Origin of the sequence: Kitasatospora sp. NPDC056446, assembly GCF_042796115.1 — a bacterium.
GTDB lineage: Bacteria > Actinomycetota > Actinomycetes > Streptomycetales > Streptomycetaceae > Kitasatospora.
The window spans coordinates 1-18,656 of record NZ_JBHTRF010000032.1; the positions used below are offsets into that span (position 1 = coordinate 1).

At 74.9% G+C, this 18,656-nt stretch carries 14 protein-coding genes; 7 read left to right on the forward strand and 7 right to left on the reverse strand.

Annotated features, from left to right (window positions below; genetic code table 11):
• Nucleotides 1-157: 157 nt before the first annotated feature.
• On the reverse strand, nucleotides 158-1,114 hold the full coding sequence (gene meaB, locus ACFQ6N_RS20920) for a methylmalonyl Co-A mutase-associated GTPase MeaB (protein ID WP_380650883.1): 957 nt from the start codon (nucleotides 1,112-1,114) through the stop codon (nucleotides 158-160).
• 82 nt (nucleotides 1,115-1,196) lie between these two features.
• Nucleotides 1,197-2,405 carry an acetyl-CoA C-acetyltransferase gene (locus ACFQ6N_RS20925; protein WP_380650885.1) on the reverse strand — a complete coding sequence of 403 codons (1,209 nt, stop codon included), beginning with the start codon at nucleotides 2,403-2,405 and terminating at the stop codon, nucleotides 1,197-1,199.
• Between the two features lie 242 nt (nucleotides 2,406-2,647).
• Here ACFQ6N_RS20925 and mce point away from each other — a divergent pair, with 242 nt between their 5' ends.
• From mce to ACFQ6N_RS20940, 3 genes are all read left to right on the forward strand, one after another.
• Nucleotides 2,648-3,088, forward strand: coding sequence for a methylmalonyl-CoA epimerase (gene mce, locus ACFQ6N_RS20930; protein ID WP_380650887.1), 441 nt, complete (start codon nucleotides 2,648-2,650; stop codon nucleotides 3,086-3,088).
• A 512-nt stretch (nucleotides 3,089-3,600) separates the two neighbouring features.
• The gene (locus ACFQ6N_RS20935; protein ID WP_380650889.1) at nucleotides 3,601-8,460 is read left to right on the forward strand and encodes a hypothetical protein; all 4,860 of its coding nucleotides are present in this window, start codon (nucleotides 3,601-3,603) and stop codon (nucleotides 8,458-8,460) included.
• A gap of 107 nt (nucleotides 8,461-8,567) precedes the next feature.
• On the forward strand, nucleotides 8,568-9,497 hold the full coding sequence (locus tag ACFQ6N_RS20940) for a cellulose-binding protein (protein WP_189915750.1): 930 nt from the start codon (nucleotides 8,568-8,570) through the stop codon (nucleotides 9,495-9,497).
• Nucleotides 9,498-9,611: 114 nt separating this feature from the next.
• Here ACFQ6N_RS20940 and ACFQ6N_RS20945 read toward each other — a convergent pair whose 3' ends face one another.
• Together ACFQ6N_RS20945 and ACFQ6N_RS20950 are read right to left on the reverse strand one after the other, a co-directional pair.
• Nucleotides 9,612-9,923, reverse strand: coding sequence for a hypothetical protein (locus ACFQ6N_RS20945; RefSeq protein ID WP_380650891.1), 312 nt, complete (start codon nucleotides 9,921-9,923; stop codon nucleotides 9,612-9,614).
• The gene (locus ACFQ6N_RS20950) at nucleotides 9,920-10,717 is read right to left on the reverse strand and encodes an alpha/beta fold hydrolase (RefSeq protein WP_380650893.1); all 798 of its coding nucleotides are present in this window, start codon (nucleotides 10,715-10,717) and stop codon (nucleotides 9,920-9,922) included. The genes ACFQ6N_RS20945 and ACFQ6N_RS20950 overlap by 4 nt, the downstream gene beginning before the upstream one ends.
• A 92-nt stretch (nucleotides 10,718-10,809) precedes the next feature.
• Here ACFQ6N_RS20950 and ACFQ6N_RS20955 point away from each other — a divergent pair, with 92 nt between their 5' ends.
• Entirely contained in the window at nucleotides 10,810-11,814 is a 1,005-nt protein-coding gene (locus tag ACFQ6N_RS20955; protein ID WP_380650895.1) for an ABC transporter ATP-binding protein, read from the forward strand.
• A gap of 1 nt (nucleotide 11,815) precedes the next feature.
• Nucleotides 11,816-12,583, forward strand: a complete 768-nt coding sequence (locus ACFQ6N_RS20960) for an ABC transporter permease (protein ID WP_380650897.1) — start codon at nucleotides 11,816-11,818, stop codon at nucleotides 12,581-12,583.
• Between the two features lie 29 nt (nucleotides 12,584-12,612).
• Here ACFQ6N_RS20960 and ACFQ6N_RS20965 read toward each other — a convergent pair whose 3' ends face one another.
• Complete coding sequence (locus ACFQ6N_RS20965) at nucleotides 12,613-12,939, reverse strand: ATP/GTP-binding protein (RefSeq protein ID WP_380650899.1); 327 nt, start codon at nucleotides 12,937-12,939, stop codon at nucleotides 12,613-12,615.
• Between the two features lie 391 nt (nucleotides 12,940-13,330).
• Between ACFQ6N_RS20965 and ACFQ6N_RS20970 the strand changes: the two genes are divergently transcribed.
• Nucleotides 13,331-14,479, forward strand: coding sequence for an LLM class flavin-dependent oxidoreductase (locus ACFQ6N_RS20970; RefSeq protein WP_380651048.1), 1,149 nt, complete (start codon nucleotides 13,331-13,333; stop codon nucleotides 14,477-14,479).
• An 80-nt stretch (nucleotides 14,480-14,559) separates the two neighbouring features.
• Here ACFQ6N_RS20970 and ACFQ6N_RS20975 read toward each other — a convergent pair whose 3' ends face one another.
• Nucleotides 14,560-14,952 (reverse strand): SCO5389 family protein, encoded by a 393-nt coding sequence (locus tag ACFQ6N_RS20975; protein ID WP_380650901.1) that lies wholly within the window; start codon nucleotides 14,950-14,952, stop codon nucleotides 14,560-14,562.
• A gap of 480 nt (nucleotides 14,953-15,432) precedes the next feature.
• Between ACFQ6N_RS20975 and nucS the strand changes: the two genes are divergently transcribed.
• Nucleotides 15,433-16,092, forward strand: coding sequence for an endonuclease NucS (gene nucS, locus ACFQ6N_RS20980; RefSeq protein ID WP_380650903.1), 660 nt, complete (start codon nucleotides 15,433-15,435; stop codon nucleotides 16,090-16,092).
• Between the two features lie 4 nt (nucleotides 16,093-16,096).
• Here the strand turns inward: nucS and ACFQ6N_RS20985 are convergent, their stop codons facing one another.
• Nucleotides 16,097-18,427 carry an ATP-binding protein gene (locus ACFQ6N_RS20985; RefSeq protein ID WP_380650905.1) on the reverse strand — a complete coding sequence of 777 codons (2,331 nt, stop codon included), beginning with the start codon at nucleotides 18,425-18,427 and terminating at the stop codon, nucleotides 16,097-16,099.
• Nucleotides 18,428-18,656 lie beyond the last annotated feature (229 nt).

Here is an 18,656-nt window from a genome sequence, read left to right on the forward strand (position 1 = left end):
CCCTGAACGTCCTCCACTGACCGCGGCCGCCGCCCCGCTCCCGCTTCCTCGGCCGGCCGAAGGCCCGGACCGCCCCACCCCGCCCCGGGCGTCGCCCGGTGGCGGCCCCCGGGGCGGCCCCCGGGGCCCCCCCCCTTCCGCCGTACCGGGGCACGGCTCAGCCCCGGGTCAGCCCCGCGACCAGTTCGTCGGCCGCGCCGTACGGGTCCAGCTCGCCCGCGGCCACCCGGTCCGCCAGCGCGGCCAGGTGCCGGTCGCCGCCGAGGTCGCCGATCCGGGCGCGCAGCTCGGCCAGCGCGATCGCCTCGATCTCCTCGGCGGCCCGGCGGCGGCGGCGCACCGCCAGCTCGCCGTGCTCCTCCAGCCAGGCGCGGTGCTTCTCCAGCGCCTCGACCACCTCGTCGACGCCCTCGCCGCGGGCCGCGACGGTCTTCACGATCGGCGGGCGCCAGTCCCCCGCCCCGCGGGCCTCACCGAGGCCGAGCATGTGGTTGAGCTCCCGCGCGGTGGCGTCGGCGCCGTCCCGGTCGGCCTTGTTGACCACGAAGACGTCGCCGATCTCCAGGATCCCGGCCTTGGCGGCCTGGATGCCGTCGCCCATCCCGGGGGCGAGCAGCACCACGGTGGTGTCCGCCTGGGCGGCGATCTCGACCTCGGACTGGCCGACGCCGACGGTCTCGACCAGGATCACCTCGCAGCCGGCCCCGTCCAGCACCCGCAGCGCCTGCGGCGCCGTCCAGGAGAGCCCGCCGAGGTGGCCGCGGGTGGCCATCGAGCGGATGAACACCTCGGGGTCGGTGGCGTGGTCCTGCATCCGGACCCGGTCGCCCAGCAGCGCGCCGCCGGAGAACGGCGAGGACGGGTCCACGGCGAGCACCCCGACCCGCTTCCCGAGCCGCCGGTAGGCGGAGACCAGCGCCGAGGTGGAGGTGGACTTGCCGACGCCGGGCGAGCCGGTCAGCCCGACGGTGTAGGCCTGCCCGGTGTACGGCGCGAGCGCGGCCATCGCCTCCCGCAGCTGCGGGGCGGCGTTCTCGACCAGCGTGATCAGCCGGGCGACGGCGCGCGGCCGGCCCTCCCTGGCCTGCTCGACCAGCGTGGCGACATCGATCATCAGGAGCTCCTAGCAGGACGGGACGCCGAAGGGCTGCGGCCCGCCGGTGGCGGTCCGCAGCCCAGAGGACCGGATCGGCCGGTCAGGCCTTCGGGCTCTGCTCGGCGGGCACGCGCACGATCAGCGCGTCGCCCTGGCCGCCGCCGCCGCACAGCGCGGCCGCGCCGACCCCGCCGCCGCGGCGCTGGAGCTCCAGCGCCAGGCTCAGCACCACGCGGGCACCGGACATCCCGATCGGGTGGCCCAGCGCGATCGCGCCGCCGTTGACGTTGACGATGTCCGAGGAGACGCCCAGGTCCTTGGCCGACTGGTACGCGACCGCCGCGAACGCCTCGTTGATCTCGATCAGGTCGAGGTCGGCGACCTCCAGGCCCTCCTTGGCCAGCGCGTGCCGGATCGCGTTGGACGGCTGCGACTGGAGCGAGTTGTCCGGGCCGGCCACGTTGCCGTGCGCGCCGATCTCGGCGATCCAGGCCAGGCCCAGCTCCTCGGCCTTGGCCTTGCTCATCACGACCACCGCGGCGGCGCCGTCGGAGATCTGCGAGGAGGTGCCGGCGGTGATCGTGCCGTCCTTGGTGAAGGCCGGGCGCAGCTTGGCGAGGCCCTCGACGGTGGTGTCCGCGCGGATGCCCTCGTCCTGGCTGAACAGCACCGGCTCGCCCTTGCGCTGCGGGATGGCGACCGGGACGATCTCGGCCTCGAAGACGCCGTCGGCCTGCGCCTTGGCCGCCCGCTGGTGGGAGGCGGCGGCGATCTCGTCCTGCACCTCGCGGGCGATGCCCAGACGGGTGTTGTGCTTCTCGGTGGACTCGCCCATCGGGATGTTCTCGTAGGCGTCGGTGAGGCCGTCGTGCGCCATGGAGTCCAGCATCCCGATCGCGCCGTACTTGAAGCCCTCGCGGGACTTCGGCAGCAGGTGCGGGGCGTTGGTCATCGACTCCTGGCCGCCGGCCACCACGATGTCGAACTCGCCGGCGCGGATCAGCTGGTCGGCCAGCGCGATGGCGTCGAGGCCGGAGAGGCAGACCTTGTTGATGGTCAGCGCCGGCACGTTCATCGGGATGCCGGCCTTGACGGCGGCCTGGCGGGCCGGGATCTGGCCCGCGCCGGCCTGCAGCACCTGGCCCATGATCACGTACTGGACCTGGTCCCCGGTGACGCCGGCCCGCTCCAGGGCGGCCTTGATGGCGACGGCGCCGAGGTCGGCACCGGAGAAGCCCTTGAGGGAACCGAGCAGGCGACCCATCGGGGTCCGTGCACCGGCAACGATCACAGAGGTGGTGTTGGTCATGGGACGGGCCCCTTCGCACGTCGTGGCCAGGTGAGGATGCGCTCAATGTACTGACCTGTTACGCACCCGTCACCGGAGCGACAGTGTGATCGAGCGCACTGGCACCCTCCAGTCAACACCGTGCCGGAGCGGTCCGGGTGAACCCCGACGCTGTGAGCAGGCTCGCACGTCCGGCGCTGGCGTCCGTCCCGGGCCATGCGCTGCACTGGGTGCCACCCCTGTCCCCACCCCCGGAGGTCACCGTGCTGACCCGAATCGACCACATCGGCATCGCCTGCCGAGACCTCGACCGGACCGTCGAGTTCTACCGCGCCACCTACGGCTTCGAGGTCTTCCACTCCGAGGTCAACGAGGAGCAGGGCGTCCGCGAGGCCATGCTGAGGATCAACGGGACCGACGACGGCGGCGCCTCCTACCTCCAGCTGCTGGAGCCGACCCGTCCCGACTCGACCGTCGCCAAGTGGCTGGAGAAGAACGGCGAGGGCGTGCACCACATCGCGTTCGGCACCGCCGACGTGGACGGCGACGCCGAGGCCGTCCGCGCCAAGGGCGTCCGGGTCCTCTACGACGAGCCGCGGACCGGCTCGATGGGGTCGCGGATCACCTTCCTGCACCCGAAGGACTGCGGCGGCGTCCTGACCGAGCTGGTCACCTCCGCGCAGAACGCCCACGACGGCCACTGAACCGTCCGCCGGAGCGCCCCGGGTGCCGTCCGTCGCGGCGGCACCCGACGGCCCGTCGGTCATGACCCGTCAGTAACCTGGCCGGAAGAGCCGGAAAACCCCCCTGCGGCCATTCCCCCGCGGTGCGCTCCCACTACAATGCCCAGGTGCGCGAAGACTCCGGGGGACGGAGGCGACGGGCACGGCCGAAGACTGGCCCGTCCGCCCCCGGGCGGTGGGCCCGTCGCAAGGGGAGTCCATTACGCGGGCACGGCTGAACAGTCGCAAGACGGATCTGTCACCATTCTCCACAAGGCAAGAGTTCGCCCAGGAGTCCACTCGGACGGGGGAACGCGGCATACCCCCGCGCTCCCGCGCCAACGGACTCCGACGACCGCGGTGGGCGGCCCCTGATTGGCAAGGGGACGACGGCCGCCGCGGGATGCAAGGACCAGTCGGAGCGGCACCCGGACAACGGGGGCACGGCACCGGCCGGGTCGAGGACGCGACCAGGAGATGGATGGGACCGCGGAGTGCGGGGCAACGACCGCTACGAGGCTGACGATCACCTCTCCCAGTTCGAGGCCGAGATGGGTCGGACTCGGAAGGAGCGCGACAAGGCAGTCGAGCATGCCGAGGACCTCGCCTACCAGGTGGAGGTGCTCCGGGCGAAACTGCACGAGTCCCGTCGCATGCTCGCCCAACCGCGTGCCTTCGACGCCGTCTCCGGCCAGGCCGAGCAGATGCTCCGCACCGCCGAGATGCAGGCCCAGCAGCTGCGCGCCGACGCCGAACGGCAGCTGCGCGACTCCCAGGCCGCCACCCAGCGGATCATGGCCGAGGCCGCCGAGCGCACCGCCCGCCTGGAGGCCGAGCTCACCGCCCGCCGCCGCCGGCTGGAGGACGAGCTCACCGAACTGCGCCGCTCCGCCGAGCAGCACGTCAACGGCTGGGCCGAGCAGACCCGGGCCGGCTCCGAGCAGGAGGCCCAGCGCCTGCTCCAGGACGCCCGCGTCGAGGCCGAGCGGATGGTCGCCGCCGCCCGCGCGGAGGCCGTCGCCCTCTCCGACCAGGCCCGCGCCCAGACCGCCGCCGACGTGGACGCCGCCCGCGGCGAGGCCCACGCCGCCGCCGAGGCCGCCCTCCAGCGGGCCCAGAACGACGCCGAACGACTGCTGCGCGCCGCCTCCGAGCAGGCCCAGCAAGCCGGCGCCCAGGCCGCCGCGGACGTGGACGCCGCCCGCGGCGAGGCCCAGCAGCAGCTCGCCGCCGCGCACGCCGCGGCCGAGCGCCAGCTGGCCGTCGCCCGCGCCGAGATCGACCAGCTCAAGACGCAGGCCGCGACCGAGCAGGCCCGGGCCGAGCAGCAGCTCGCCGCCGCCAAGGCCGAGATAGAGCGGCTGCGCTCCGAGGTCATCGCCGAGGCCGAGCGCACCCGCCACGAGGCCGCCGCCCTGCGCGTCCAGGCCGAGCAGGCCGCCGAACAGCTCCAGGCCGACGCCGAGGCCGCCGCCGAACGCAAGGCCGCCGACGGCGAGGCCGCCAACGAGCAGCGCTCGCAGACCGCCCGCGCCGAGGTGGCCCGGATGGTGGCCCACGCCACCAGGGAAGCCGACGCCATCCGCGCCGAGGCCGAGGCCGTCCGCAGCATCGCGGCCACCCGGCAGGCCGAGGCCGACGCCGCCAGGGCCGCCGCCGCCGAGGAGAGCGAACGGCTGCGGGCCACCGCCGAGTCCGTCGCCGCCGAACTGCGCGCCGAGGCCGAGGCCGCGATCGCCGACCTGCGCGCCCGGGCCGAACGGGACCTGGCCGAGCTGCGGGCACAGGCCGAGGCCGAGGCCCAGCGGCTGCGCAGCGAAGCCGAGGAGGAAGGCCGGGCGGCCGGCGCCAAGGAAGCCACCGTCCACCTCGCCACGGCCGCCAAGACCGCCGAGGAGGTGCTCGGCCGGGCCAACCAGGACGCCGAGACCGCCCGCAGCGAGGCCTCCGCCGAGGCCGAGCGGATCCGGACCGAGGCCGCCGCCGAGGCGCAGCGCCTGCGCGAACAGGCCCAGGCCGCCGTCGAGCAGGCCCAGAACGCCGCGCTGGACGACGCCGCCGCGATCCGTGAGCGGATCGAGCAGATGCAGGACGAGGCGGCCCGGCTGCGCGCCGAGGCCGAGGAACTGCGCGCCCAGGCCGCCGCCGAGGCCGAACGGGTCCGCGGCGAGGCCCGCCGCCAGGCCGTGGTGCAGATCGAGGAGTCGGCGAAGAACGCCGAGGAGCTGCTCACCAAGGCCAAGACCGACGCGGACGAGCTGCGCGCCGGCGCCGCCGGCGAGATCGAGCGGCTGCGCGAGCAGGCCCAGGAGCAGGCCGCCGAGACCCAGGGCCGGGCCGAGCAGACCCTGGCCCGGGCCCGCGCCGAAGCCGGGAAGATCACCGCCACCGCCGAGCAGCAGGGCCAGGACGCGCTCTCCGCCGCCAAGGCCGCGGCCGCCGAGAACCGCACCGCCGCCGAGCGCGAGACCGCCGAACTCCGGCGCGAGGCAACCGAGTTCGACCAGCGGGTCCGGGCCGGGGCGAACGCCGCGGCCGAGGCCCTGACCACCGAGGCACAGGCCGGGGCCGCCGCCGTCCGGGACGCCGCGGCGGCCGACGCCGACCGGATGCGCACCGAGGCCGACACCGAGGCCGCCCGCACCCGGGCCGAGGCCGAGGCCGCCGCGAACGGGCTGCGCGAGGAGAGCCTCCGCGAACGCGAGGAGGCCGCGGACGGGCTGCGCCGCGAGCGCGAGGAGACCGCCGACCGGCTGGCCGCCGCCGAGACCGCGCTCACCCTGGCCGAACAGCACGCCGCCGAGCAGCGCGAAGCCGCCGACGCGTACAGCACCGAACAGCGCGAGACCGCCGACGCCTACGCCGCCGAACAGCGCGAGACCGCCGACGCGTACAGCGCCGAGGTCCGCGCGGAGGCCGAGCAGGCCGCCGGCGAGCTCCGGGCCGTCGCCCAGCGCGAGACCACCCAGCAGCGCGAAGCCGCCGACGCCTACGCCGCCGAACAGCGCGAGACCGCCGACGCGTACAGCGCCGAGGTCCGCGCGGAGGCCGAACAGGCCGTCGGCGAGCTGCGGGCCGTCGCCCAGCGCGAGACCACCCAGCAGCGCGAAGCCGCCGAAGCCCACGCCGACCGCGTCCGCACCGAGGCCGAACAGCACGCCGCCGACCTCACCGAACGCACCACCACCGAAACCACCGAACAGCGCGAAGCCGCCGACGCCTACAGCACCGAACAGCGCGAAGCCGCCGAAGCCCACGCCGCCGAGCAGCGCGAAGCCGCCGACGAGCTGCTGGAGCGCGCCGCGGCCACCGCCGAGCAGCGCCGGGCGGAGGCCGCCAAGGACGCCAAGGCCGTCCGCGAGAAGGCCGCCGCCGAACTGGCGCTGGCCAACGAGCAGGCGGAGACCGTCCGGGCCGAGGCCGGCCGCGAGCTGTCCGAGGCCCGCGCCACCGCCGACGCCATCCGCGCCGAGGCCGGCGCCGAGCTGGAGCAGGCCAAGGCCGACCGCGCGGACCTGATCGCCGCCGCCAAGGCCGAGGGCGCCGAGTTGGTCGCCGTCGCCGAGGAGGAGGCCGCCGAGGTCCGCCAGTCGGTGGCCGGCATGCACGAGGCCGCCGCCGAGCAGATCGCGGCGCTCAAGGCCGCCGCCGGGCAGGAGGCCGACCGGGTCCGCGAGGACGGCGAGCAGGCCGCGGCCGAGCTGCGCGAGCTGGCCGAGCGGGAGACCGCCGAGCTGCGCGAGCTGGCCGAGCGGGAGACCGCCGAGCTGCGCGAGCTCGCCGAGCGGGAGAGCGCCGAGCTGCGCGAGCTGGCCGACCGGCACAGCGTCGAGCAGCGCGAGGCCGCCGACGCCTACAGCACCGAGCAGCGCGAGGCCGCGGACACGTACGCGACCGAGCTGCGCGCGGCGGCCGACACCTACGCCGCCACCCTGCGCGAGCAGACCGAGCAGGAGCTGGCCGCCGAGCGCGAGGCCGCCGAGGCCGAACTCGGCCGGCAGCGCGCCGAGGCCCACGCCTACGACGAGCAGCTGCGCGCGGACGCCGAGGCCGAGCTGCGGTCCGCCCACGAGGCCGCCGAGCACCTGCGCGCCGACGCCGAGGCGCAGGGCAACCGCACCATGGCCGAGGCCGAGGCCCTGGGCTCCCGCACGGTCGCCGACGCCGAGGAGCTGGCCGCCGGGCTGCGCGCCGAGGCCGAGGAGTACGCCCTCGCGACCCGCACCCTGGCCGACGACTACGACAGCGCCACCCACGCCCGCGCCGACGCGTTCGACGCGGAGATCCGGGAGGCCGCCGAGCAGTTCGACAAGGCCACCCGCGACCAGGCCAAGTCCGTCCTGGAGAAGGCCTTCGCGGACGCCGAGTCGCTCGGCGAGGACGCCCAGACCACCGCGCTGGCGACCACCGCCGCCGCCGAGGAGCAGGCGGACGCGATGGTCGCCGCCGCCCGCAAGGAGGCCGACCGGCTGGTCGCGGCCGGCGAGGCGGCCGGCCAGGGCGAGGTCGAGAAGGGCCGCTCCGACGCGGACACCCTGCTCGCCGAGGCCCGTCGGGACGCCACCGCGATCCGCGAGCGCGCCGAGGAACTGCGCGAGCGTACCGACGCCGAGGTGGAGGCGCTGCACGAGCGCGCCCGCAAGGAGAACGCGGCGGCCATGAAGTCGGCCGGCGAGCGGGTGGACGCGCTGGTGACGGCCGCCCAGGAGCAGCTGACCGAGGCCGAGGAGCAGGCGGTGTCCACCGTCGCGGAGGCCGAGGACCGCGCCGCGGCCCTGGTCGCCGCCGCCGAGGACCACGCGAACGAGCTCACCTCGGAGGCCTCGGCCGAGGCCAGCAAGGTCCGGCTCTCGGCGGTCCGCAAGGCCGAGGGCCTGCTGAAGGAGGCGGAGACCAAGCTCTCCACCTCGACCGACCGCGCCGAGGCGCTGATCGGGAAGGCCGAGGCGAAGCTCCGCTCCGCGGAGGCCGAGTCCGAGGAGCGGCTGGACAAGGCGGCGACCGAGGCGGAGAAGCGGCTGCGGGACGCCGACCGGACCGCGGACGAGCAGATCGAGCTGGCGAAGGCGGAGGCCGAGCGGCTGCTCGCCGAGGCGAAGGCCGAGGCGAAGCGGGTCACCGACGAGGGCCGGCGCGAGCTGGACGAACTGGTGCGCCGCCGCAAGGACATCAACACCGAGATCTCCAGGGTCCAGGACGTCCTGTCCGCCCTGGAGGCGTTCGAGGCACCGTCACCGGTCGCACAGGCCAACGGGGGAAACAACAGCAAGAAGGACGGGGGGGCCAAGGCAGGTGCCGGAGTCGGCTCCCCCCGGTCGGGTGGCAATCGCTCCAAGAACGCACCACCCGATTGAGCGGACATTGTCCGCGAGACAACGGCATTTCGCCGTCGACACTCCGGTACCGTGTCAGGATTCCCTCAACCACCTCAGCGGTTTGACGACAGGAAGCCCAGAACCCCATGAGCGACAGTCACTCCCCTCACGGCTTCGACCTGGTGCGCCGTGGGTACGAGCGTGCCCAGGTCGACGAGCGGATCACCAAGCTGGTGGCCGACCGTGACAGTGCCTTGACCCGGATCAGCGCGCTGGAGAAGCGCATCGAGGAGCTCCACCTGGAGACCCAGACCGCCCAGGCGGCGGTCGTCGAGCAGGAGCCCTCGTACGCCGGTCTCGGCGCCCGGGTCGAGAAGATCCTGCGACTCGCCGAGGAGGAGGCCAAGGACCTGCGCGACGAGGCGCACCGCGCCGCCGAGCAGCACCGCGAGCTCGCCGAGGCCGCCGCCCAGCAGGTCCGCACCGAGGCCGAGAACTACGCCAAGGACCGCAAGGCCAAGGCGGAGGACGAGGGCCTGCGGATCGTCGACAAGGCCAAGAGCGACTCCGCCCAGCTGCGCGCCGAGGCCAACAAGGACGCCCAGAACAAGCGCGAGGAGGCGGACGCCCTCTTCGAGGAGACCCGCACCAAGGCCGCCCAGGCCGCGCTGGAGTTCGAGACGAACCTGGCCAAGCGCCGCGAGCAGTCCGAGCGCGACCTGGCCGCCCGTCAGGCCAAGGCCGAGAAGCGCCTGGCCGAGATCGAGCACCGGGCCGAGCAGCTGCGCCTGGAGGCCGAGAAGCTGCGCACCGACGCCGAGCGCCGGGCCCGCCAGACCGTCGAGACGGCCCAGCGCCAGTCCGAGGACATCGTGGCGGACGCCAACGCCAAGGCCGACCGCATCCGCAGCGAATCCGAGCGCGAGCTGGCGGCGCTCACCAACCGCCGCGACAGCATCAACGCCCAGCTGACCAACGTCCGCGAGATGCTGGCGACGCTGACCGGCGCGGCCGTGGCCGCCGCCTCGCTGCCGAACGACGACACCATGGGCGTGCCCGCCCAGCAGTCGCGCTGACGCCGCACCACCGCCGTACCGCAGGCCCTCACCCTCCCGGGTGAGGGCCTGTCGGCTGTCACGGCGTCATCACCTCGGGCCCTCTTCGCCGGGGCCCTCCCTACCGGGCCCGCCCTACCGGGGGTAGGCGCCGTCCGGGCGCTGGTACCCGCTGCTGAGCTGGTTGCCCTCGTCGTCCGAGACGGTGCCGAACCAGGAGGTGCACCAGACCGACACCGAGTCGGGCCAGTACTGCACCTCGAAGGGGTGCCCGGAGCCGTAGTCGCCGTACGAGGTGACGATGAACGTCTCCCCCGGGCGCATCCAGTAGTCCTCGCCGAGCGGTTCCAGGGTCAGCTCGACCAGCACCTCGCTCCGGTTGGTCACGGGCATCCGGCCGGTCACCTCCAGCGCGGAGAAGTCCCAGGAGGCCTCGTCCTCGCTCATCCGGCGTCCACCCGCAGCAGCAGGGCCCGGGCGGCGGCGTCGAACGCCTCGGGTGCCTCCAGGGCGCTCAGATGGCCCACGGCGGGGATGACGGTCAGCTCGGCGTCCGGTCGGGCCCGGAGCATCAGTTCGGCCTCCTGCGGCGCCACCAGGGGGTCCTGGGCGCCCGCCACGACCGCGACCGGCACCCGCAGCCCGGCCAGCACGTCCAGGGTGTCCGGACGGGCCGCCATGGCCCGCTGGGCCCACGCGACGGCGGCCGGCGACGCGGCGGCGACCATGGCCTCCACCCGCTCCACGAGGTGCCGGGAGTCCGGTCCGAGCTGCCCGGCCGCGACCTCCTCGTCCAGCAGCAGCCGCACGCTCGCACGCGCGGTGACGGCGGCGGCGATCCGCTCCCGGTTGGCCCGTACGGCGTCGGTGTCGGCGGTGGCACGGGTGTTGGCCAGCAGCAGCCCGGACAGCCGCCCGGGGTGGCGGCGGGCGAAGGCCAGCGCCACGTAGCCGCCCATGGAGAGCCCGCCGACCACCGCGCGCCCGATCCCGGCCGCGTCCAGCAGCAGGGCGAGGTCGTCCGCGACCCGGTCCAGCGAGGGCTCGTCGGTGCCCAGCCCGGTGCCGCCGAACCCCCTCTGGTCGGGGGCGAGCACCCGGGCCTCGTGCCCGGTCGGACCGGGCAGTCCGTCCAGCTGGGACGACCACATCGAGGAGTTCAACGGGAAGGCGTGCAGGAGCACGAGGGGTGTTCCGGTACCGCTCTCGCGGACGGACACTGCGGAGGGGAGCTCGGTCATGCGCCCACCGTATTCCGGTGCGCCCGGCGGGCCCACTCAGCGGGCCGCGATATCCGCTTTGTCCTAGCCTGACAGAGAGTAAGGGAGCGCGAATGATCGAGTTGCACGACCTGACAAAGCGTTACGGAAAGACGCTGGCGGTGGACCGGCTCAGCTTCCAGGTCCCCACGGGCGTGGTGACCGGCTTCCTCGGGCCCAACGGTGCCGGCAAGTCCACCACCATGCGCATGATCCTCGACCTCGACCGCCCGACCGGCGGCCGGGTCACCATCGACGGCAAGCGCTACGGGCAGCTCAGCGAGCCGCTCAAGTACATCGGCGCCCTGCTGGAGGCCAAGGCCGTCCACCCCGGCCGCACCGCCCGCGACCACCTGCTCTGGCTCGCCCAGAGCAACCGGATCCCGGAGCGCCGGGTGGACGAGGTGCTCGCCCTGGTCGGCCTCACCCCGGTGGCCCGCAAGCGGGCCCGCGGCTTCTCCCTCGGCATGGGCCAGCGCCTGGGCATCGCCTCCGCGCTGCTCGGCGACCCGGAGATCGTCATGTTCGACGAACCGGTCAACGGCCTGGACCCGGAGGGCATCCTCTGGATCCGCAACCTGATGAAGCGCCTCGCCACCGAGGGCCGGACGGTCTTCGTCTCCTCCCACCTGATGAGCGAGATGGCCGTCACCGCCGACCACCTGGTGGTCATCGGCAAGGGCCGGCTGCTCGCCGACCTGCCGATGCCGGAGTTCATCCGGCGCAACTCGCGCTCCGCCGTCCGGCTGCGCAGCCCCGAGCCCCAGCGGCTGCTCGACGTGCTCGCCGGGGCCGGCCTGCGGCACGAACCGGGCCCCGACGGCTCGTTCGAGGTGGTCGACGGCAGCCTCGCCCGGCTCGGCGAGCTCGCCTCGGCCAACGGGCTGGTGCTGCACGAACTCAGCCCGCAGCAGGCCTCGTTGGAGGAGGCGTTCATGCAGATGACGGCCGACTCGGTGGAGTACCACGCGGGCGACGGGCCGGGCCGGGACGCGGCCGGGGCCCCCGGCGTCTGGGGCGCCGGGTGGAAGGCGGACGACGACCCGCGGGCCGCCGCGGCACAGCAGGAGGAGAACTGAGATGGCGTCCTTCCCCGCGGTCCTGCGCTCCGAGTGGACGAAGATCCGCAGCGTCCGCTCGACGGTCTGGACGCTCGCGCTGGCCTTCGTCGTCACCGTCGGCCTCGGCGCGCTGCTGTCCCTGCTCACCAACAACAACTTCACCGAGTTCCGGCGCAACGACCAGTCCCCGTTCGACGCCACCGGGACGGCCTTCTCCGGCATCATGCTCGGCGAGCTGGCCATCATCGTCTTCGGGGTGCTGGCGATCGGCAACGAGTACAGCAGCGGGATGATCCGGGTCACCCTGGCCGCCGTCCCGCAGCGCGCCACCCTGCTCGGCGGCAAGGCGGCGGTGCTCGGCGGGCTCGCCCTCGCGGTCTCGCTGGTGACGGCCTTCGTCACCTTCTTCGTCGGCCAGGCCCTGCTCGGCTCGCACTCCACCACGATCGGCGAGCCGAACGTGCTGCGCGCGGTGTTCGGCGCCGCGCTGTACCTGACGATGCTCTGCCTGTTCTCGGCGGGCGTCACCACGATGCTGCACAACCAGACGCTGGCGCTCGGCGTGCTGGTGCCGTTCTTCTTCCTGCTCTCGCCGATCCTCTCGGCGGTGCCGAAGGTCAAGACCCTGGCCCACTACTTCCCCGACTACGCGGGCTCGCGGATGCTGCTGGTGTACGAGCAGCACGGCCAGCCGTACGGGCCGTGGGCCGGCTTCCTGATCTGCCTCGCCTGGACGGCGGCGGCCCTGCTCGGCGGCATGCTGGTGCTCAAGAACCGCGACGCGTAGGGCCCCGGCCCGCCGGTGCGGCGGGACGCTCAGTACCGCGGAGCGCCGCGGCCTCGCAGGACGTTGGAGGCCCGGCGCTCCCGCGCTCCCCAGCAGGCCCGGTGCCAGTGCCGCCGGTCGTCCACGCCGGCGCCGTGCATCGGCCAGGCCACCACGTGGCCCATCCCGGACGGGATCTCCTGGTCGCAGCCCGGGCAGCGGTAGGACCGCCCCGACGTCCCGGCGACCGTCTGGACCACCCAGTCGTCGCCCTGGTAGTTCTCGGTGCGGCGCAGCGAGCCTCCGAGCGGGGCGTCCCCCGGCTCGCCGCTCTCGCGGGTGGCGGCGCTCTTGATCCGGTTGCGGCGCGGCGACACGGCGGACTGCCTCTCTTCCGGGGCTCTGGGCCGTTCCAGCCTACGGCCGGCCGGCCTTCCGGATGGCCACTATCACGGCTCCGCCCGGCGTCCCCGCCTTTTTGCCGAGATCCACCCGATCATCAGGGAAATTCGGGGTTCCGCGTGCCATTGGCACATGACATCCGATACCCAGAGGGGGAAGAGGCGGGGCCCGCAGACCCTGCGCGCACCCGAGGAGGACCCCAGGATGACCAAGACCAGCGCCCGTGCCGAGACCCGCCGGCCCGTCGGGGTCCGCCCGCCCGCCCCCGGCCCGGCGCTGACCTCCGTCCCCCCGGTGACGGCCGTCGCCGGCGAGCCGCTGCCCGCGGCCCAGCGCCCGGGGGCACGGCCGGCGGACACCGCGCCGGTGCGGGTCGGCCTGTTCCTGCTGTCCGCGCAGTTCCCGGGGCAGAGCCACGGCGAGGCGCTGGACCGCACCCTCCGGTCCGCCGTCGAGGCCGAGCGGTCGGGCCTGGACAGCGTCTGGCTCGCCGAGCACCACTTCGTCCCGTACGGGGTCTGCCCCGACGCCGCCACGATGGCCGCGCTGCTGCTCGGCCGCACCCGCCGGATCGGCGTCGGCACGGCCGTCAGCGTGCTCTCCACCCGCCACCCGGTGGCGCTCGGCGAGCAGGCCGCGCTGCTGCACCTCACCTCCGGCGGACGCTTCACGCTCGGGGTCGGCCGCGGCGGGCCGTGGATCGACCTGGACGTGTTCGGCGGCGGCGTGGACGCCTTCGAGAACGGCTTCCCGGAGCGGCTGGACCTGCTGCTGCGCTGGCTGCGCGGCTCCCGGGTGGGCGGGGACGGACCGCAGTTCGACTTCCCCGAGGTGACGGTAGTGCCGCGGGCCGCCGAACCCCTGCGGCGGTCCGGTCTGAGCAACTGGCTCGGCCTCGGCGAGCGGTCCGGCCCGGTGCGCTTCCCGCGCCAGCGCCAGGACGAGGAGGGCCTCGGCGAGGAGCTCACCCCCAGCGGGCGGCCGGTGGCCGGCCCGCCCATGGTGGTCGCGTGCACCTCACCGGGCGGGGTGCGGCTGGCCGCCGAACGCGGCCTGCCGATGCTGCTCGGCATGCACTCCGGGGACGAGGACAAGCTGCGGATGCTGGAGCTGTACCGCACCGCCTGGCTGGCCGCCGGGCGCGGCGAGGAGCAGCTGCGCCGGGTCGGCCGCCGGCACGTCGCGGCCGGGGTGGCCCAGGTCGACGACCGCGCCGCCGCGGCCCGGTCCACCCTGCTGAACGCGATGCCCGGCTGGTTCGAGTACGGGCTCGGCGCCCACCGCACCGTGGACGGCCGCGAGCGCAAGATGCGCGACCCGCGCGAGTACACCGAACTCCTCTGCGACCTGCACGCGGTGGGCACCCCGCGCCAGTGCGCCGACCGGCTGCTGGCCACCGCCGAGCGGACCGGCATCCGCCGGTTCGCACTGCTCGCCGAGGGCAGCGGCGACCACGAGGCGACCCTGCACAACATCGCCCGGCTCGGCTCGGAGGTGCTGCCGCAGCTGGGCTGAGCCCGCCGGCCCGGGCCGCCGCCCCCTCCCCCCGCACCGGGGGACGGGAGCGGCCGGCGCCACGGCGGCGGTACCGCCGGTCAGCAGTCCCGCAGTTCCTCGGACTGGTTGAGCAACTGCTCCCGGACGGAGGTGAAGCGCGTGATCCGCGCCTCGTTGGCGTCCGACGGCAGGAACACCGCCACCCGGTGACAGTTCTGGAAGGCCAGCCGGACGCCGAAGTGGCGCTGCAGGGCGCCCCGGATGGCATCGCTGGCCAGGGCGCGCAGGAGCTGGCCGCGGGCCTGCTCGCTGGGCGGCGGTACCTGGTTGTCGGCGAAGTCGGTGCCGTCGACCTTCGCCTGGGCGACCAGCGAGCTGATCAGCTCCCAGGCGTACGGCAGGGAGACGCGGACGCAGTCGACGAATTCCCGCTCGTCGACCTCGCCCCGCTCGGCCTTCTCCAGCAGGGCCGGTGAGACGTCGAGCGACATGGATTCTCCTCTCGCGGTCCACCCGCGCGGCGCCCGGGTGGTCATGCGTAGTCCAAGCTCAGGTGAGGGTGGGCGAACTCGCGCGTGGTGTCCGGAACACCGTGGGACGGGGATTGCCAGCACCTTCGCGACGGCGGCGGCGATACGGGACGTGACGCCCCGAACACCGACCGCGCTCAGAACAGCGTGGCAGTCAGCGGGCGGGGAGGCCGGTCATTCCTGCGGATTGCTCCGGAAATACGCCGTGGTGCACCGGATTGGCCGGATCCTGTCGGATCGTTCATCTGAAGTCTCCATCCCCGTTGACAGCGATCCCGCAAGCGTGCCGTCACACACCGTAGCGACCAGATGGAGTGGGCGCCAGACCGCGACGAGCGGGAGCGGAACCGCCGAACCTCAATGTTCGCGGGGTTCGCGCTTTCTTCACCCAGCCGTCGTGGAATCGCATCAACTGGCCCCGGTGGGCTAGCGTGGTCGACCGTGCGTCTCGTAATTGCCCGCTGCTCAGTCGACTATGCCGGTCGGCTCTCCGCCCATCTGCCCTCCGCCACCAGGCTCATCCTGGTCAAGGCCGACGGCAGCGTCAGCATCCACGCCGACGACCGCGCCTACAAGCCGCTCAACTGGATGTCCCCGCCGTGCGTCCTCAAGGAGGCCGACGGGGTCTGGACGGTGGAGAACAAGGCCGGCGAGAAGCTCATCATCACGCTGGAGGAGGTGCTGCACGACTCGTCCCACGAGCTCGGGGTCGACCCGGGCCTGATCAAGGACGGCGTCGAGGCACACCTCCAGGAGCTGCTCGCGGACCGGATGGAGGTGCTCGGTGCCGGCTGGTCGCTGATCCGCCGCGAGTACCCCACCGCGATCGGCCCGGTCGACATCCTCTGCCGCGACTCCGACGGCGCCACGGTCGCCGTCGAGATCAAGCGCCGCGGCGAGATCGACGGCGTCGAACAGCTCACCCGCTACCTCGAACTCCTCAACCGGGACCCGCTGTTGGCCCCGGTCAAGGGCATCTTCGCCGCGCAGGAGATCAAGCCCCAGGCCCGCGTGCTGGCCACCGACCGCGGCATCGGCTGCGTGGTGCTGGACTACGACGAGCTGCGCGGCATCGACGACGACAAGCTCAAGCTGTTCTGACGGCTCAGCCCGAGGCCGGCGGCGGGACGGACGGCGTGCCACTGGCGCTCGTCGTCCCGGTCGGCGACGGGGTCGTGGTGGCCGGCGGCGAGGTGGGCGGCTTCGGCGACGTCGAGCCGCCGGGCTGAGTGCCGCCCCCGCCGTTGCCGCCACCACCGTTGCCGCCGCCGTTGCCGCCCCCGCCGGGCCCGCCCGGCTGCGGCTGCCCGGGCTGCGGGGCGGGCGGCTGGGACTGCCCCGGTACGGGCGGCTGCGACTGCTGCGGGGCCTGCGACTCGCTCGCCCCCGTCGAGGCGCCCGCCCGCTTCGTCGGCGAGGCGCTCGGCGAGGCGCTCGCCGAGCGCGAGGCACTGCCGCTGGTCGTGGGCTCCGGGCCGGTGGCCTGCCCCGACGGACTCCCCGGTGCCGTACCCGCCGGCCCCGGCGCGGTGCTCCCGGACGGCGGCGGGAACGGCGCGTCCTGGCCGCCGCCGCCCTCGTCCAGCCGGGTGCCGGCCGGATCCTTCACCCGGTGCTCGTCAGGGCCGGTGAGGCTCATCGCCACCGCCGTCCCGAGCGCCCCCAGGGTCAGCACGGCCGTCGTGACCACGGCCACCCGCCGCCGCCTGCTGGACTTCAGCCGGGCCGGCACCCGGGCCGCGATCTTGCGGATCACCGGCGCCCGGCTCGGCGCCGCCGGCGCGGCCGCGGGCAGCTGCCGGCCGTCCGCGCGCAGCAGGTCGAGCATCCGGCGCGCCGAGGCGACCCCGCGCTGCTCCCCGGCGCCGGCCCGCAGGGTCAGCGCGGTCTCCAGTTCGGCGACGGCCCGCGACGGCTGCCGCAGGCAGATCGCGTGCACGCCCGCCTCGTGGTGGAACCAGGCCTGGTCGACGGCCGAGCCGGCCCGGCGGGCCCCCTCCAGGCCGAGCTGCAGCACCCGCTCCCAGGCCCCCCAGCGCAGCGCCAGCGCCAGCGCGGGCGCCGCCGCCCGGGCGAGCCTGACCACCGCCTCGTGGCGGCCCGCGGCCCCGTCGGCGACCAGCACGCCGATCACCACCTCCGCCTCGGCGGCGATCTGTTCCAGCGTCACCGAGCTGTGCCCGACCCACCAGGCGAAGTGCTGGGCGGCGCCGTCCACGCAGCCGAGCGGCGGCCAGTGCGGGGCGAGCAGGTCGAACGCGCCGGCGGTCAGCCGGTGGTGCCCGCCGACGGACACCGCCAGCCCGGCGTCGGCGAGTTCGGCGAGCGCGGCCTCGCCCTGGCCGACGTCGATCAGCGCGGGCAGGTGCGGCGCGGTGGGGCACTCCCCGCCGAGCGCGACGGTGAGCCGCAGCACGGCCTGCGCGGGCTCGCTCAGCCCCTCCGCGAGCCGGACCGCGGGCGAGGCCGTCTCGGCGACCGAGGGCAGCGGGACGGTGCGGCGCAGCGCGTTCTCCCGGATCGCCGGGTCGGGGTCGTGGACGGGCCCCTCGACCGCGCCGAAGACGTCCATCCGGTCGTCCTCGGCGGCGACCAGCGCGTCCACCGAGACGTCCCGCTGGCGCAGCAGCGCGGCGGCCTGCACGAAGCGCAGCGGCAGGCCCTCGGACTCGAACCAGAGGTCCACCGCCCAGGCCTTCTCGGCGACGTCCAGCGGCCGCCCGGCCAGCCGGGCGGTGAGGGCGAGGCAGGCGGAGCGGGAGAGCCCGGCGACGAGGTGGTCCTGGAGGCGGGAGCCGACCACGAGCGGCGGGCTGTCCGGAGCGACCGAGACCAGGAAGGCGCAGCCTGGCGCGGTGGCGAGCAGCTCTTCCAGCTCGCTGTCGGAGGGCTCGGCGGCGTCGATCACCACGACCGCGCCGACCCCGGCGAGGTGCGCGGCCAGCTGCCCCGGGTCGGGCCGGTAGCCGGGGGCGTGGTGGGTGGCCGCGAAGAGGTCCTGGAGCAGGTCGTCCACGGTGCGGTGGTGGCCGCAGAGCTGGACGACACCGCCGGGGGCGAGGTCGGCGGCGGCCTCGGCGACGGCCGACAGCAGTGCGCTGCGACCGGAGCCGGCCTGGCCGACCAGGCGTATCGAGCGGCCCTCGGCGAGCAGGCCGAGCAGTTCGGCGATGTCGGCCTCGCGGTCCAGCAGCGGCAGGTCGGCGGGCCCGGCGCCGAGCGCGAGCGGGCCGACCGCGCGGCCGACACCGCCGACCGGGCCGCGGGCGGGCTCGCTGCGGCCGGTCGGGCGCGGGCGCGGACGCCACTCCTCGGGGCAGGGCCTGGCCTCGGAACCGTCCGGCGCCCCGACTCCCACCAACAGGCCGCCGGAGACCAGTTCGCCACCGCGGGTGCGGACGGCCTCCTGCCGGAACTCCCCGGATGGCTGTGCCACGTTCTGCTCCGCATCGTGCTCGGCCGCCGGCGCCCCGCGCCGGCCGGCTGACGTCCCGGCCCCGGCCGCGGGCGGTCTTGGGGGGCAGCCCCGGCAGCCGTCATCTGACGGGCAGACTCTTGCACATCCGGGCCCGCCCGCGCAGGACGGTCCCCGGTCGGGGAGCGGGCGGGGACCGGTCGGGGACGCTGACCAGGCGTGTTGCGCAAGCCCGTCGGAGAGCGCCGTC

Bases quoted from the DNA above. Each gene is read 5' to 3' on its own strand.
- ACFQ6N_RS20960 (WP_380650897.1), top strand. From the start codon at position 11,816: ATGGCGTCCTTCCCCGCGGTCCTGCGCTCCGAGTGGACGAAGATCCGC.
- ACFQ6N_RS20950 (WP_380650893.1), bottom strand. From the start codon at position 10,717: ATGACCGAGCTCCCCTCCGCAGTGTCCGTCCGCGAGAGCGGTACCGGA.
- meaB (WP_380650883.1), bottom strand. From the start codon at position 1,114: ATGATCGATGTCGCCACGCTGGTCGAGCAGGCCAGGGAGGGCCGGCCG.
- ACFQ6N_RS20925 (WP_380650885.1), bottom strand. From the start codon at position 2,405: ATGACCAACACCACCTCTGTGATCGTTGCCGGTGCACGGACCCCGATG.
- ACFQ6N_RS20945 (WP_380650891.1), bottom strand. From the start codon at position 9,923: ATGAGCGAGGACGAGGCCTCCTGGGACTTCTCCGCGCTGGAGGTGACC.
- ACFQ6N_RS20940 (WP_189915750.1), top strand. From the start codon at position 8,568: ATGAGCGACAGTCACTCCCCTCACGGCTTCGACCTGGTGCGCCGTGGG.
- ACFQ6N_RS20955 (WP_380650895.1), top strand. From the start codon at position 10,810: ATGATCGAGTTGCACGACCTGACAAAGCGTTACGGAAAGACGCTGGCG.
- ACFQ6N_RS20975 (WP_380650901.1), bottom strand. From the start codon at position 14,952: ATGTCGCTCGACGTCTCACCGGCCCTGCTGGAGAAGGCCGAGCGGGGC.